The 14,584-nt window shown below is 66.0% G+C and carries 18 protein-coding genes; 7 read left to right on the top strand and 11 right to left on the bottom strand.

Annotated elements, in window-relative coordinates:
- Positions 1-4: 4 nt before the first annotated feature.
- The 10 genes from C0J29_RS01570 to C0J29_RS01530 form a co-directional block, all read right to left on the bottom strand.
- Positions 5-811, bottom strand: coding sequence for an SDR family NAD(P)-dependent oxidoreductase (locus C0J29_RS01570; protein WP_065042510.1), 807 nt, complete (start codon positions 809-811; stop codon positions 5-7).
- Positions 812-831: 20 nt separating this feature from the next.
- The gene (locus C0J29_RS01565) at positions 832-1,284 is read right to left on the bottom strand and encodes an SRPBCC family protein (RefSeq protein WP_120791330.1); all 453 of its coding nucleotides are present in this window, start codon (positions 1,282-1,284) and stop codon (positions 832-834) included.
- Between the two features lie 37 nt (positions 1,285-1,321).
- On the bottom strand, positions 1,322-1,483 hold the full coding sequence (locus C0J29_RS32635; RefSeq protein ID WP_156770534.1) for a hypothetical protein: 162 nt from the start codon (positions 1,481-1,483) through the stop codon (positions 1,322-1,324).
- Positions 1,484-1,639: 156 nt separating this feature from the next.
- Entirely contained in the window at positions 1,640-2,119 is a 480-nt protein-coding gene (locus C0J29_RS01560; protein ID WP_242460600.1) for a winged helix-turn-helix transcriptional regulator, read from the bottom strand.
- Between the two features lie 6 nt (positions 2,120-2,125).
- Entirely contained in the window at positions 2,126-2,647 is a 522-nt protein-coding gene (locus C0J29_RS01555) for a PaaI family thioesterase (RefSeq protein ID WP_120791328.1), read from the bottom strand.
- Between the two features lie 33 nt (positions 2,648-2,680).
- Positions 2,681-3,115, bottom strand: a complete 435-nt coding sequence (locus C0J29_RS01550) for a PaaI family thioesterase (protein ID WP_197748240.1) — start codon at positions 3,113-3,115, stop codon at positions 2,681-2,683.
- A complete protein-coding gene (locus tag C0J29_RS01545) occupies positions 3,116-3,889 on the bottom strand; it encodes a DUF2127 domain-containing protein (RefSeq protein WP_120794481.1) in 774 nt (257 codons plus the stop codon).
- Positions 3,890-3,969: 80 nt separating this feature from the next.
- Positions 3,970-5,292: an MmgE/PrpD family protein gene (locus C0J29_RS01540; RefSeq protein ID WP_242460599.1), complete on the bottom strand. Its 1,323-nt coding sequence runs from the start codon at positions 5,290-5,292 to the stop codon at positions 3,970-3,972.
- A 177-nt stretch (positions 5,293-5,469) separates the two neighbouring features.
- Positions 5,470-6,423: a LysR family transcriptional regulator gene (locus tag C0J29_RS34295; RefSeq protein ID WP_120791327.1), complete on the bottom strand. Its 954-nt coding sequence runs from the start codon at positions 6,421-6,423 to the stop codon at positions 5,470-5,472.
- Positions 6,424-6,433: 10 nt separating this feature from the next.
- Positions 6,434-6,796 (bottom strand): carboxymuconolactone decarboxylase family protein, encoded by a 363-nt coding sequence (locus C0J29_RS01530; protein ID WP_120791326.1) that lies wholly within the window; start codon positions 6,794-6,796, stop codon positions 6,434-6,436.
- Positions 6,797-6,867: 71 nt separating this feature from the next.
- Here C0J29_RS01530 and C0J29_RS01525 point away from each other — a divergent pair, with 71 nt between their 5' ends.
- From C0J29_RS01525 to C0J29_RS01505, 5 genes are all read left to right on the top strand, one after another.
- Positions 6,868-7,137, top strand: a complete 270-nt coding sequence (locus tag C0J29_RS01525; protein ID WP_065042519.1) for a metal-sensitive transcriptional regulator — start codon at positions 6,868-6,870, stop codon at positions 7,135-7,137.
- A 33-nt stretch (positions 7,138-7,170) separates the two neighbouring features.
- Positions 7,171-7,575: a DUF302 domain-containing protein gene (locus C0J29_RS01520; protein ID WP_120791325.1), complete on the top strand. Its 405-nt coding sequence runs from the start codon at positions 7,171-7,173 to the stop codon at positions 7,573-7,575.
- The gene (locus tag C0J29_RS01515) at positions 7,572-7,979 is read left to right on the top strand and encodes a nuclear transport factor 2 family protein (protein ID WP_120791324.1); all 408 of its coding nucleotides are present in this window, start codon (positions 7,572-7,574) and stop codon (positions 7,977-7,979) included. The genes C0J29_RS01520 and C0J29_RS01515 overlap by 4 nt, the downstream gene beginning before the upstream one ends.
- Positions 7,980-7,987: 8 nt before the next feature.
- Positions 7,988-8,803: an SDR family NAD(P)-dependent oxidoreductase gene (locus tag C0J29_RS01510; protein ID WP_120791323.1), complete on the top strand. Its 816-nt coding sequence runs from the start codon at positions 7,988-7,990 to the stop codon at positions 8,801-8,803.
- 69 nt (positions 8,804-8,872) lie between these two features.
- Positions 8,873-9,961, top strand: coding sequence for a M42 family metallopeptidase (locus tag C0J29_RS01505; RefSeq protein ID WP_120791322.1), 1,089 nt, complete (start codon positions 8,873-8,875; stop codon positions 9,959-9,961).
- Here the strand turns inward: C0J29_RS01505 and C0J29_RS01500 are convergent.
- The gene (locus C0J29_RS01500) at positions 9,933-10,532 is read right to left on the bottom strand and encodes a class I SAM-dependent methyltransferase (RefSeq protein WP_120791321.1); all 600 of its coding nucleotides are present in this window, start codon (positions 10,530-10,532) and stop codon (positions 9,933-9,935) included. The genes C0J29_RS01505 and C0J29_RS01500 overlap by 29 nt on opposite strands.
- A 66-nt stretch (positions 10,533-10,598) precedes the next feature.
- Here C0J29_RS01500 and C0J29_RS01495 point away from each other — a divergent pair, with 66 nt between their 5' ends.
- A complete protein-coding gene (locus C0J29_RS01495; protein ID WP_120791320.1) occupies positions 10,599-13,763 on the top strand; it encodes an ATP-binding protein in 3,165 nt (1,054 codons plus the stop codon).
- A complete protein-coding gene (locus C0J29_RS01490; RefSeq protein WP_371872477.1) occupies positions 13,760-14,581 on the top strand; it encodes an SDR family oxidoreductase in 822 nt (273 codons plus the stop codon). Before C0J29_RS01495 ends, C0J29_RS01490 begins: the two co-directional genes overlap by 4 nt.
- The last annotated feature ends 3 nt before the right edge of the window (positions 14,582-14,584 follow it).

Genomic DNA, 14,584 nt, shown 5'->3' with positions numbered 1-14,584 from the left:
ACGTTCAGTTGCCCTTCATCGCGGGGTGATTGCGGGTCAGCAGCGGCAGCATCCACTCCGGAGGCGCGACCCGGAACAGTCCCGCTGAGATGCGGTTGGCCAGCCCGGGAACCACCACGGCCTTTCCGGCCGCCAGGCCGTCGATTCCGGCCTGCGCCACCTGATCGGCGGGTATCCACATGACCCGGGGCAGCGCGGCGTCGGCTTCTTCCTTCGAGAATCCGGCCGCCTCACCGAATCCGGTGTCCACCGGGCCCGGACACAGTGCCGTCACCGAGACGCCGGTCCCCTTCAACTCGCCCCGCAGGCTGTGGGTGTAAGACAGCACGAATGCCTTAGCCGCCCCGTAGGCCGCCTGCCCGGGCAGCGGGCCGAACGCGGCTACCGATGCCACGTTCAGGATCGCGCCCCGACGACGGTCCACCATGCCGGGCAAGAATCTGCTGCACAGATCCACGACGGCCGCCACGTCGACTTCGACCAGGTTGAGTTCCTTCTCCGGATCGGACTTCGCCACCACTCCCAGCGTCGACAGGCCGGCGTTGTTGATCAGGATGTCGGGGGTCAGCCCGAGTTCGCCGACCCGGTCCAACAGCGTCGCGCGGTCGCTGCGCTGGGCGAGGTCGGCAGGCAGCGGATGCGCCTTTGACCCGAGTTTCCTGGCGAGCGCCTCGAGCCGGTCGGCGCTGCGGGCGACCAAAACGATGTGGTACCCGCGTTTCGCCAGAATGGTGGCGATCTCCTCGCCAATGCCGGACGATGCCCCGGTCACGATGGCCGCGCTGTTGTTTCCTGCAGGTGGGAGAGCCATACCGAGACCGTACCGGGCCGCTACGGCGTGTCTTCGGCGATCGCGGCGAGCCGGTCGATCGACGCCCGCAACCGTTCCGCGGTGGTGGCCTGCGCGCGAGCCAGTCGATCGGGGTCGGTCAGCGCGGTCCAGTCGTAGGTGTGGGTAACTGTGGTACGTGTCTCGGACACCGGCGTGAGCTCCCAGCGCCACAGATGACCGGGCGGCGTCTTGCCCAGTTCGGAAGGGCGCCAGGCGATCCGGCGTCCTTCGTCGAATTCGACGACGTGGTTGAGCCGGACGGTGCCGAGCGTCAGCGTCATCGTGAAGGCGTCACCGACCCGGTGGACGCGCTGCCCGGGTTCGGCTGCGGCGAGGTTGTCGTTGCCGTCCCAACTGGGCTGCAGTGACGGATCCGCGATCAGTTCGAAGATCCGCTGCGCGCCGGCCGCGATGTCACGGGTAGCGCTGACCACCCGCGCCGACTCCGCCATGCAGCGATCCAATCACGGGGGCTTAGGGTGATTGCCGTCAGCAGCGCTCGGCGCCGCGCTTCATCAGGTTCGGACCGGTGACCTTCTGGTGCGATCGACTGCGCCGCATGGCGAACAGCGCGCGGTGGGCGCGCGCCTTCATGGGCGCGGCAATGGCAGAGCCACCGGGGCTCTGAATCCAGTTCTGCAGTGCTGTCACGTTATCGGTCCTTCATCGGTGCGACGTCGGAACATCGCTTGGTGCCATATCAGCCGATCCCCTTTAAGCCTGCACCGCGGCCGAGTGAACAACGCGCAAAGCAGGCCGCGTGTGGCCTGTGCGATCCGGCACACAGGCGTGCGGAGGTCGCCGGCGTCACACTTCTCGTCGCCGGCGCTTCGTTTTCCGAATGATCACGTCGGAGAACGAAACGTCGTGCCCGCCGGCACATCTGACCTGAGGCACCACGGACTCACCGCAATTCCGGTGGATCAATTCCGTGCCGGACCCTGCCTGCAGCACCCTGCCGAACTCGATCAGGCTGATGAGCACCGGGAACAGGTCCCGCCCCCGATCGGTGAGCACGTACTCATACCGGGTGCGCTGGCCGGGTTCACGGTACGGCTGCTTCTCCAACAACCCCGCATCGACCAATTCCCGCAACCGCTTGGCAGCGATCTGTTCGGTGACCCCTGCTCCACGCGCGAGGTCGTCGAAACGTCGGCCGCCCCAAAAGGCTTCGCGAAGCAACACCATGGCCGAATGGGTGCCGATGAATTGCAGTGCGTATTCCATCGGGCACCAGTCGGCGGCCGTCCACCCGTCCCGATCGGCAAGCCGTCCCGATGACTTCACTCGATGTCAGGCATTCAGAATCAGGCAATTGCTGGTGGCAGTGGCCAGCAGCTTGCCGGTGCTGCTGGTCAGTTTCGCCTCGGCCAGCGCGGTGCGACGGCCCAGGTGGGTCACCGTGCCAGTACAGCGAACCGGACCGGTTTCGACGCTGATCGCACCGATGAACCGCACCGACAGATCGAGGCTTGTGTAGGCCACCCCGGCCGGCAGCATGCTGTGCACAGCGCACGCGGCGGCGGAATCCAGCAGCGTGCAATACATTCCACCGTGCACCGACCCGATCGGGTTGTAGTGGAACTCGGCCGGAGTCAGGGTGAAGACGGCGGTACCTGCCGACACGGATTCCAGCCGGCCACCAATGGTGCTCATGACGGGCGGCTGCGGTATCTCCCCGTCGACCATGGCCTGCAGAAACTCCAGGCCGCTGCGACTGCGCGCCGCCTCGGCCGCGCTCAGCGGATCGGACCATTCGATGATCCGGTTTCGCTTGACTTGCTCACGCTCGGGAGCGCACGCGGTTTTGCTCATAACGGGCATCATCCAGGTCTGACTCAACTTAAGTCAAGTCAGACCGATCATGGTGGCGAGGATGGTGGCCACCTGCTTGGAACTATCGCCACTGAAGGCGTAGGCGTCACCCCGGCACACCGTGAGATTTCGGCCGGGACGCAGGACCTCGCCACGCGCGCGCAACCGGTCGCCGACCGCGGGGGCAAGCAGGTTCACCTTCAGCTCCACGGTCAGGACTCGCGACTCTCGCGTCATGAGCGTGAGCGCAGAGTAACCGCAAGCACTATCCAGAACGGCGATGCTGACGCCGGCGTGGAGAAAGCCGTCCTGCTGGGTGAGTCCCGGCGAGAAGGGCACCTCGATTTCGACCATGCCCGGCTCGATGCTGTGAAGTGTCGCGCCAAGCGTCGACATGAAGCCCTGCAACGCAAAGCTTTCCCGCACCTGTTGGCGGTAGTCGGGATTTCGCGGTAGGTAGGCGGACACTCAGGCCGCCGTCATGGCCGCGCGCTCCAGGTCGAGAAGTTGGTCGCCCTGCCGCTCCTCTTCGTAGGCCTTGCGGCCGCCCCGTATCCCGAACAGCCGCTTGGAGATCAGCAGGTAAAGCACCGCGGCGATGTTGATGGTCAGGGTCGCGACCCGCGTGGTGGTGACGCCCTTCAGCAGGTCGTGAATTTCCAGCGGCAGGAAGACCGAGGTGGCCACCACCGCGAAATACTCACCCCAGCGTTTCATCAACCACAGGCCCACGCCCTCGACAACCTGCAGCACGGCGTAGGCGGCGAGCAGACAGGTGATCAGTGCCAGGGTGGACGGTTTGGCCGCCAACGCCTTCTCCAGCTCATGGATCGCCGACATCTGGTCGACCTTGAAGCCGGCGGCACGAAAGACCGGCAGGTCGCGGTCGAGGGTGGCCTGAATGGAGCCCCGGGCACCGCGGAACGTCCAGACCGCCCAGGCGGCCAGCCCCAGCACCACGGCCCGTCCGAGTCGCTCGACGGCCAGTGCACGGATGATGATGGCCTGCCGTAACGCCTTGCCGCGCATGATCATCGGCGCGTCTTCCGGATGCCCGCGGCCGTGCGGCTCGCCCAGCGCGAAGTCGCCGCAGCGCAGGCACCGCCACACCTCGCCGAGCTCGGTCTTGGCGTGCAACCGCGCAGCCAGTTGCTCATCGTCCGGGGCGTAGGTGGCGTGGCCCGCGACGGCGCAGGTGATCAGCTCCCACCGGTTGAGGGTGCGTTTCTTGCTTTTGGCCACGTGCGCTCCTTCGGCGAGGTTGACGCCGATCATTCAACCCGACGAGCAAACCGCGCAAGGCAGGCCGTACTTCACGCCGTTCAAAACCGCCGCGAGCTGCGCGGCCCGCGGGCTGTCGGGCTCACGGTACCCAGCATTGCCGTGAGTTCGCGGGTGGAGATCTCATCGAGTCGTTCGACCGCGTCGACTATCTCGCCGCGCAAACCCTCGCCGCAGAACGGCTCGGCCAGCCAGTGGAATTTGTCCACCACGCGGCCCCAGGACAACGGGCGGGTGGGTGAACCCTCATAGTCGGATTGTTCGTGGCCGAATCTGCGCCCATCGCGAGTCACGATCCGCACCCGGGCCGCCGTGCGACCGGGGTAGGCCGCGGTGAGGTCCGCGGCCGGTTCGACGACCACCCGGGTCAACAGGTCCTGGACATCGGCGCGTCGAACCCGTTGATTCTCAAGCTGTTCGGGTCCGACGCCACCGTCGAGCAGGGCAACCGAGGCCAGGTACTTGAGGTTGTAGTCGGCTTCCTCTTTGGTCCTCGGGTGGTCCTTGTTGCCGTACGCGCCGCCGCCGGCGAAGTCGAACGCCCCCTGGAAAACTTCCAGAGTCACCGACGCGACGTCCGGGCCGCTCAGTCCGTTCGTCTCGCGGAGTGCGAGCACGGCGTCGATGATGACCTGGCCGTGGATCAGCGCGCAATACTGCTTGAGGTAGGTCTGTTCGACGGCGGTGAGTTTTGTTATGCCGGTGTGCAGATCGATCACCTGGCCGAAGAGTTGCACCAGACCGTGCGGGCCCTCGAACAGTGTTCTTGGGCCGGTCACGCCGCGGGCCGCCAGCATCGTGGCATACACCGCGCGCATACCGGTGATGGCCGGCGAGATCCCCTTCCAATTGGAGACGGGCTCGGCATGCACGGCCGCGAGTGAAACGTTGTCTGCCGCGGAAGCCGCAATCGCATCGGCGGTTCGGGCCGCGTCCAGGCCGATGAGCCGGGCTGAGCCCGCCGCGACCGACATCGCCAACTGCAGCGCATGATTGAGGCCACGCGCCATCACGGGCACTGCCGCGCTGAACCGACACTGGACCTCGTAGGCAACCGCAAGGGCGAGCAGGAAGTCCGGACCGGGGGCGTCGAAATGCTCGGCGACAGCGAGGATGGCGCCGAAGTTGTCGGCGGGGTGACACAGACCGCCCACCGTCAGATACGTGTCGAGCAGGTCCGGGTAGCGGACCAGCACCGCGTTGAAGAAGGCCGCCTGATCCACCGAGGCCGCCCCGCCGCCGACGAGTGTTGCGGTGCGCCGGCCGCTGAACTCATCGGCCTGGGCACGGATGGCCGGAATGAGTTCGCCACCCAGAGACCCGACCGCGCACGCGATGCTGTCCAGTACGTTGCGCTTGAGCATCGCCCTGGCCGGCTCCGCCAGATCGGATTGTTGCGGCCGACCGCGAAGCCGGCGAGGTCGCCCACAACATAGTTCGGCGCCATCGGTTCTCGTCCTTCTCTCGTCGATACCTCGACTCAAGCGCGACCACGCAGCGGCGTCCAGGACTCTTTGCCTACCTGTGTTCGGGTGAACTTCCTAAGGCAGTTCACCCGCCGCCGCGAGAACACTGCGATGCGGATCGTCGGACGGGGTCCACCACCGCCCGGCGGGGGGCGCGTGCCACCCGTGGTTGTCGGCGACGCCCAGCAGCGCCCGGACCAGATTGTGCACGCTGACGCGTTCGTCGTCGGCCCGGTGCACGAGCGACCATGTCCACACTGGAACCGGACCGGCCACCGGTCGTTGTCCCAGGCTGGGCGGCGGCACCGCCGTGTGGCGCTTGGGCGAGGCGAGCACGGCAACGCCGAGTCGGCGGACGTGGGCGTAGAACGCGTCCCCGGTGATGCCGCCGTCGTCGATGTCGACGACGCGCGCAGCGGTGTCCGCGGCGAATTCCCGCGCGAACCGATTCCAGGACCGCCAGGCCGACTCGTCGGCGTCGACCAGAACCCGAAGTTGGCTTGCGGCAACGGGTTCGGGTGCCGCGATACCCGGAAGCACGGCACCCAGCGGCTCGGCGCGCAGCAGATGTGCCGCGAGCCCGCGCTCAGTGGCCTGCTGCGCGGTGACCCAGGTCAGCGCCACGTCGAGGGTGCCTTCGGCCACCCGGTCGGCTTGCACGTGCGACGGCAGCACCCACTCATCGACGCGCACCGCCACTTCACCGAGCAGCGCGCCCAGATCGTCGGGCAGCCAGCTCACGTATCCGAGACGCACCGGCGCGGAGGTTTCGGCCGCCTGACGCATCTTGACTTTCACGTCGTCGGAGAGGGCCAGGATGCGGCGGGCATCCGGCAGCAACGTCCGGCCGCTCGCGCTCAATCGGACGGTGCGACGGTCGCGTACGAAAAGTTCGGCGCCCAAATCCCGTTCCAGGGCGATGATCTGCTGCGACAACGCCGGTCCGGAGATGTGCAGGCGCTGCGCCGCCCGCCCGAAGTGCAGTTCCTCGGCAACCGCCACGAAGTAGCGCAGCTGCCGCAGTTCCATGGGTTTGAGACTATGTTTCCGATCCGGCGTCGGCGAATTCGCAGAACGCGGCGTAGGCGCGGGCGCCGTAGATGGTGCCCGGCCCGCCGTACATCATGATGCTGACACCGACGGCCTCCGCGGCCTCCTCCTTCGAGGCCCCGGCGCGGACCGCCGCTTTGGCGTGGGAGGCGATGCAGCCGTCACATCCGTGCACTATCCCGATCGCCAGCGCGATGAGTTCCTTGTATTTGGCGTCCAGGGCGCCGGATGCCATCGCAGCCTTGCTCATTTCGCCGAACCCGGCATATACCCCGGGAATCATCTGGCGCAGCGCGCGGTGTTGCGGGTTGAGGTCGCTCAGGACGTCATGGTGACGGTGTTGTTGGTCCATGACAGGAAGTGTACTGATACCGGTAGGGGTATTGGTATAGTATGGGGCAGGAAGAGATAGGAAGGCACCCGATGAACTCTGACGAAGACACGATGGGCGCAGTGCTCAACCGGTTGCGCCGCGCGCAGGGGCAGCTCGGCGGCGTCATCGCAATGATCGAGCAGGGCCGCAACTGCAAAGACGTCGTGACTCAACTCGCCGCCGTATCGAAGGCGCTCGACCGGGCCGGATTCAAGATCGTCGCCTGCGGGCTGCGTGACTGCATCAACGGCACCCAGCACGGCGACTCGCCGCCGCTGAGCGAAGCGGAGTTGGAAAAGCTCTTCCTGGCTCTGGCCTGACGAGAAGGCCTGACGGAAAGAAAGGGATCAGCCATGACATTGGGAACCGCGGGTTTGACCGCCACGCTGCACACCTCGTTCAGCGACGCCGTTGAACAGACCACGCAGGCGCTGGCCGAACAGGGCTTCGGCGTCCTGACCAGAATCGACGTCAAAGCCACGCTGAAGCAGAAGCTCGGCAAGGACATGGAGGACTACCTGATCCTCGGCGCCTGCAACCCGCAGCTTGCGCACCGCGCACTGGATGTGGACCGTCAGATCGGCCAGTTGCTGCCGTGCAACGTGGTGGTGCGCACGGCCGAGGACGGCGGGGTGCTGGTCGAGGCGATGGACCCGCAGCTGATGGTCCGCGTGGTGGACCAACCGGGCCTGCAGGAGGTCGCCGACGAGGCCGCGGCGAAGCTGCAGGCTGCCATCGGCGCTCTATCGAAGGCATGACGGAACGCGAAGACAGGCAGGATATCTGCGAGCTGTTGGTTCGGTACGCCACCGGGATAGACCGGCGCGACTGGCCGTTGTTCCGCACCGTCTTCACCGATGACTGCGAGCTCGACTATGGCGAGATCGGTTCGTGGAGCGGTGTCGACGCCGTCACCGACTTCATGGAAAAGGTGCACGCGATGGCCGGGCACACCCTGCATCGGTTGAGCAATCAGGCTGTCGACGTTGATGGTGACAAGGCGGTGGCCCGTACCTATGTCGACGCCCTGATCATGGCCGCCGACAACCAGACCGGCGTCAACGGGATCGGTTTCTACGACGACGAAATCGTGCGCACGTCCGCAGGATGGCGGATCGCCCGGCGGCGGTTCACCGCGGTGCGAGTCAGCACGGTCGGCTAGGAGGTCCCGTGACATTCGCCGCGAAGTACGGACCCTGGGCGCTGGTAGCCGGCGCCTCCGACGGTCTGGGTGCCGCCTTCGCCACCGGGCTCGCCGAGCGGGGCGTCAACGTCGTGCTGCTCGCCCGCCGGCACGAGGCGCTGAGAGCCGTTGCCGAATCGATCAATTCGACGACCTCCGCCCAAACCCGGACCCTGGCGGTCGATCTCGCACAATCAGACGCGGCGGCCGTCATCGCCGAGGCCACCGCCGACCTGGACATCGGATTTCTCGTCTATTGCGCGGGGGCGGACCCGAATTTCAGGCCCTTTCTGTCCAGTCCGGTGCAGGCCGCCGAAACGATGGTGCAACGCAACTGCATGGTGCCGGTGCAGTTGTGCCACCACTTCGCCGCGCCCATGGTCGAGCGCGGACGCGGCGGCATCGTCGTCTTCGGCTCCGGCGCGGGGTTCGCCGGTGGGCCCAACATGGTGGCGTACGCGGCTTCCAAGGCTTTTGACATGGTCTTCGCCGAAGCGTTGTGGGCCGAGTTGCACGACAAGGGCGTCGATGTCCTGGGCCTCATCCTCGGCAAGACGGACACGCCCGCACTGCGCGAGCTCGAGTACAGCCGCGGCCAGATCGCTTCGCTCGATGAGGTGCCGCCCGGAGCGGTCGCCGTCGACGACGTCATCGCCGAGGCTTTCGAGAACCTGACCAGCGGACCGACCTGGGTTGTGGGGGAAGAGTTGCGCGGTGCCATGCAGATGCTCGGCTCGCTCCCGCGCAAGCAGGCGGTCGAACTCATCAGCGCGGCCAGCGCCTCGGCGATGGGCTCGGACTAAAGAGTTTCTCCTCCGAATTGGTGGGCATCACAGCGGAGTCGCCCGTCCGGGCAGAGGAAGCGAGTCTCCGTGAGCTACCGCCGCGCCGAATTGGACCAAGACCTCTTGCAGGAGCTGCTGTGGACCTACGGTCCCTGCGGACAGGAGGACGCCGTACGAGACGTCTGCCGACGGGAGTTGGAGCCCGTAGTGGACCACAGCTGGACCGATGAAGCGGGCAACCTCATCGGACTCATCCGCGGCAGCAACGGCAACGGTGACGCAGCGGCGATTCGCATCCTGGCGCACATGGACGAACTCTCCATGTTGGTCAAGCGGGTGGAGCCGGACGGTTCGCTGCACATGACGCAGTTGGGAACCATGTACCCAGGCAATTTCGGGCTCGGTCCGGTGGCAATTCTCGGTCTTCGGGAGACCCTCATCGGAGTTCTGACCGTCGGTTCCGAGCACACCACGAAGGAAAGCGAGCGGATCTGGCAGACCAAGCCGGATCAAGGCGACCGGGCGCTGGATTGGACGCACGTCTATGTCTTCACCGGCCGCACACCGGAGGAGTTGGCCGCCGCCGGAGTGCGACCCGGTACCCGCGCATGTGTCGAGCGCAGCAAGCGGACGCTGCTGGAATTCGGTAATTTTGTCGGCTCGTACTTTCTGGACGACCGCGCCCCGGTGACCGCCCTGCTGCACGCGGCTCGGCTGTTGCGCGAGCGTGAGATTCGGCCACCCCATGACGTCTACCTGGTGTTCAGCACGAACGAGGAGGTCGGTGGGGTGGGTGGGTCATATGCCGCCGGTAATCTCCCGGGCGATATCACCCTCGCCCTCGAGGTGGGTCCCGCCGAAAAGGAGTACGCAACCACATGTGCGGGCGGGCCGATGGTCGCCTACAGCGACGCAGAATGCCTCTACGACAAGGGCCTTGCTGACCGGCTGATGGACATCGCGGACGAACTGGGCCTCTCCCCGCAGCCGGCCGTTCTGGGTGCCTTCGAGTCTGACGCGTCGCATGCAAAGGCTGGCGGACTTTCCCCGCGCGGGGCACTACTCTGTCTGCCAACCCTGAGCACTCACGGGTATGAGGTGATCACGCGCCGGGCGATTCCTGAGATGGCCGACATCGTCACGGAATTCATGCTGCGGCCGTCGACCGCCAGCTGATCAGCACGCGTCCATAGAGCAGGCGCCGGACCCGGGCGCCGGGAAGCACGGCACGCACGTGAGCGCGCAACTGGGCGAAGGTGTCCGGCGGCGGCCACTTGATAGGTGCGGTATGTTCCCACTTGCCCCGGATCTGGTTGACAGCACCGCAGGCGATCCATGACGTCACATGCCAGAGACCTTCGGGCACAGACGGTTTGACAAAGGTCACCACGGTCAGCGTGCCGCCCGGCCGCAGCAGGCCGGCCAGGCGCGCCAGCGCCGCACGCGTGTCGTCGATATGGTGCAGCGCGGCATTGGACACCACCGCGTCGAAGTCGGGCAAGTCGGTCGTCATCACGTCGCCGTGCATCCACTGCACTGCCGCATCCGGGAACCGGGCGGCTGCGCGCTGCAGTACCGGCTCGTCGATGTCCAGCGCCACCACCCGGGGTATCCGCCCGGCCAGGCGCGCGGCCAGGAACCCGTCGCCGCACCCGACGTCCAGGACCTGCTGAGCATTGGCGGGGACCTGGGCATCGACGAGCGCGTTGTAGTGGATATTGATATTCCATGGTTGTTGCGTCGGCATCTCATCCAACCTAACCGCCGGAGTCTTATTCTTCGATTGGCGTCAGAACGGGATCGGGGTGCAGGCATGACGAACGCGGCGAACGCGTGCGTGACGTGTGGTACCGGATTGCGCGCTGCGGCGAAGTTCTGCGACGAATGCGGAACTGCGATTACATCGCCGGCAGTGCCCGCGTCGCCCGCGGAGTTCAAGCACGTGACGGTGTTGTTCGCCGATGTCGTGCATTCGATGGATATCGCCGCCGCTGTCGGCCCGGAGCGGTTGCGGGAGATCATGACCGAAGTCGTGACGGCCGCGGCGGCGGTAGTGCGGCGGTTTGCCGGCACGGTGGACAAGTTCACCGGTGACGGCATCATGGCGGTTTTCGGTGCTCCGGTGGCGTTGGAGGATCATGCTTTTCGGGCTTGCCTGGCGGCGTTGGGAATTCAGGACGAGGCCCGGCGGCTGGCACCGCAGGTGGCCGAGCGGGACGGCGTTCGGCTGGAGCTACGGGTCGGGCTGAATTCCGGACAGGTGATCGCCGGTGAAGTCGGTTCCGGCGCTTTGGGTTACACCGCGATCGGCGAGCAGGTCGGCATGGCACAGCGGATGGAGTCGGTGGCTCCGCCCGGTGGTGTCATCCTGAGCGAATCGACCGCTCGACTGGTCGAAGACGCGACCGTGCTGGGCGAGCAGGAACTGGTGCGCATCAAAGGCGCAACCGACCCGGTGCCCGCACGGCGACTGCTCGCAACAACACACGATCATCACCGACGCAGTGACCCGCAGCTGGTCGGGCGCACCTGGGAACTCAACACTCTCAACGGAATTCTCGAAGAGGCTATCGCCGGAGCCGGTTGTGTGATCGGTGTGCTGGGCCCCGCGGGAATCGGCAAGAGCCGCATTGTGCGTGAAACCGCGGCGTACGCGGGCGGCCGCGGCGTGGCCGTCTTCACCACCAGCTGCGAATCCCATACCAGCGACCTGCCATTCCATGCCGTCAGTCGCCTGTTGCGGGCCGGGCTGGCGGTCGACGACCTCGACGACGCCGCGGCCCGTGCCCGGATTCGCACCCTCATCGGCGGCGCCGATCCCGAAGACCTTGTGCTGCTTGACGATCTACTCGGAATAGCGGACCCCGACGTCGCCCTGCCGCCCATCGAGGCCGACGCCCGCCGGCGGCGCCTGACGGCACTGGTCAATGCGGCGTCGCTGGCCCGCGACGAGCCGGTCTTGTACGTGATCGAAGACGTCCACTGGATCGACGAGGTCAGCGAGTCGATGCTGGTTGACTTCCTGGCGGTAATCCCGCAGACCCCGTCGATCGTCCTGATCACCTATCGTCCCGAATACCACGGCGCGCTCACCAAAGTCGCAGGCATGCAGACGATTGCGTTGCGGCCGCTCAGCGCCGTACAAACCGCATCGTTGATCGGCGGGCTGCTGGGGACGGACTCCTCCGTACAGCCGCTGATCGAGGTCATAGCCGAACGCGCCTCGGGTAACCCGTTCTTCGCCGAAGAGCTCGTGCGCGACCTGGCTGAACGCGGGAAGATCCGCGGCACGCAGGGAGGGTATCGACTCGCCGCTGAGATTGCGGACATCAGTGTGCCGGCGACACTGCAGGCGGTGATCGCGGCGCGCGTCGACCGTCTGAGCTCGTCGGCCAAACGCACACTGAGCGCCGCGGCAGTCATCGGTTCGCGTTTCACCACCGAGTTGGTGACCGCGCTGGGGATCGAACCGGTGGTGCCCGAGTTGGTCATGGCTGAGTTGATCGATCAGGTGAGTTTCGCTCCGCGAGCGGAATATGCGTTCCGGCATCCGCTGATTCGTGCGGTCGCCTACGAGTCACAACTGCGGGCCGACCGCGCCGAACAGCATCGGAAATTGGCAGCCACAATCGAGCGCCTCGGCGCACCCGACGAGAACGCCCCGCTGATCGCCGAACATCTCACAGCAGCAGGGGATCTCCACCCTGCGTTCGGCTGGCACATGCGCGCCGGGACCTGGCTGACTCACCGCGATCTCAGCGCGGCGCGAGCCAGTTGGCGGCACGCGCGCGACGTTGCCGACCGGTTGCCGGACACGGATGAGCAACGCCTATCGATGCGTATCGCTCCACGCACCCTCCTGTGCATCAGCGCATGGATCGCCGGTGGCAGCATGGAGGACACCGGCTTCGAAGAATTGTGCGCCCTGGCCGGCGCTGCTGACGACAAAGTTTCTCTAGCCATGGGAACGGCGGGTTGGGTGTCGGCTTTGACCGTTCACGCCCGATATCAGGAGGCATCGCACTGGGCATCCGAACTCGTCGATCTACTGGAGGCGATTGGAGATCCGGCCCTGACCGTTGCACTCCTCTATGCAGCCTCCGTCGCCAAGCTTCAGTGTGATGATGCGGCTGAGTCATTGCGCCTGTCGCAGCGTGCAATTGACTTGGCGGACGGTGACGCGACGATGGGCAATCTGATCCTCAGTTCCCCGCTGGCCGGCGCCATGATGTTGCGAGGGTGTGCGCGATGTTGCCTCGGCGATCCAGGATGGCGGGCCGATGTGGATCGGTCTGCGGAGATGGTCCGGGCATTCGACGTGACCTTGCGCGCTGTGGTGCTGGTTTTCAAATACTCACTCGCAGTGAACGAAACGTGGCGGCCAAACATCGAAGACCTGCATGAGACAACTGTGATCTTGGAGATGGCGGAGCGATCCGGTGACGATTTCACCCTTGCCTGTGCTCGATACCTGCGCGGCCTGACACTGTTGATGCAAGGCGATCAAGACCGCGGCGAGGGCATCGCATTGCTTGCAGCGGCCCGCGAAGCAGCAGTGCGAGAGCGCTTTACGATGGCGATCATCGGGTTCATCGACACCCACAATGCCCATCAGAAGATCCGCGTCGGTGATCTCGACAATGCAATCGAATGTTCTCGCAACGCCGTAGAGTCGGAACACGCCTCGGGTGCAGTGCTCACTCGCGCCGCTGCGGTCGCGGCCCTCGTGGAGGCTCTGTTGGGCAGAGGAATGCCCTCCGACATCCAGGAGGCGCAGGCGGCCATCGAGCGTCTGGCGGCGGTACCGACCGAGCCGGGATTCGTCATCAACCGAATCTGGTTGTTGCGCATGCGGGCGTTGCTGGCGAACGCGCTCGGCGAGGGCGCAGCGTACCGAGCATATCGAGACCGCTACCGTCAGATGGCGAATTCTTATGGCTTCGAAGGACATATCGCCTGGGCAGAGGAGATGGAATGACGGTGTACCGCGAAGTGCTGACGGTGATCGGTGTCGGCGGTATGGGACAGGCGATCGCCCGGCGGCTGGGTTCGTCGAAGACGGTGCTGCTGGCCGACAACAACGAGCAGGTGCTGACCTCGGTGGCGGAATCCCTGTCCGCGGACGGCTACGACGTCGAGCGTCAGACGGTCGACGTCTCCTCACCCGAGTCGGTGCACGCGCTGGCCGGTTTCGCCGGCTCGCTGGGAAGCATGACCCAACTGGCCCACACCGCCGGACTCTCCCCCGCCCAAGCCCCGGCGGAGGCGATCCTCGCCGTCGACCTGGTCGGCGTCGCACTGGTATTGCGAGAATTCGGCGAAGTGATCGCCCCCGGCGGCGCGGGCGTCGTCATCGCCAGCATGGCGGGGCACTTGTTCCCGCCCTTGTCCGCCGAACAGGAAAAGGCACTGGCGCACAATCCACCCGAGGAACTGCTCGCACTGGATTTCGTCAACACCGTCAGCGAACCGAACTTTGCCTACCCGATCGCCAAGCAGGCCAACCTGATTCGTGTTCGCGCCGCGAGCGCGCAGTGGGGCGCCCGCGGTGCCCGGATCAACTCGATCAGCCCGGGCATCATCTCCACGCCGATGGGCCAGCAGGAACTCGCCTCACCCGTCGGCGACGGGATGCGGGCGATGATCGCGATGTCCGGCACCGGCCGCATCGGCACCCCCGACGACATCGCCGCGGCGGCCGCGTTTCTGCTCGGCAGCGATGCCTCGTTCATCACCGGCACCGACCTGCTGGTGGACGGCGGTGTCGTCGCCGCCCTGAAAGCGGGCACGCCGTGAGTT

Origin of the sequence: Mycobacterium paragordonae (genome assembly GCF_003614435.1) — a bacterium.
Lineage (GTDB): Bacteria > Actinomycetota > Actinomycetes > Mycobacteriales > Mycobacteriaceae > Mycobacterium > Mycobacterium paragordonae.
Note: the sequence above shows the minus strand (reverse complement) of the source record. Positions and strands in the feature narration are given on the sequence as shown.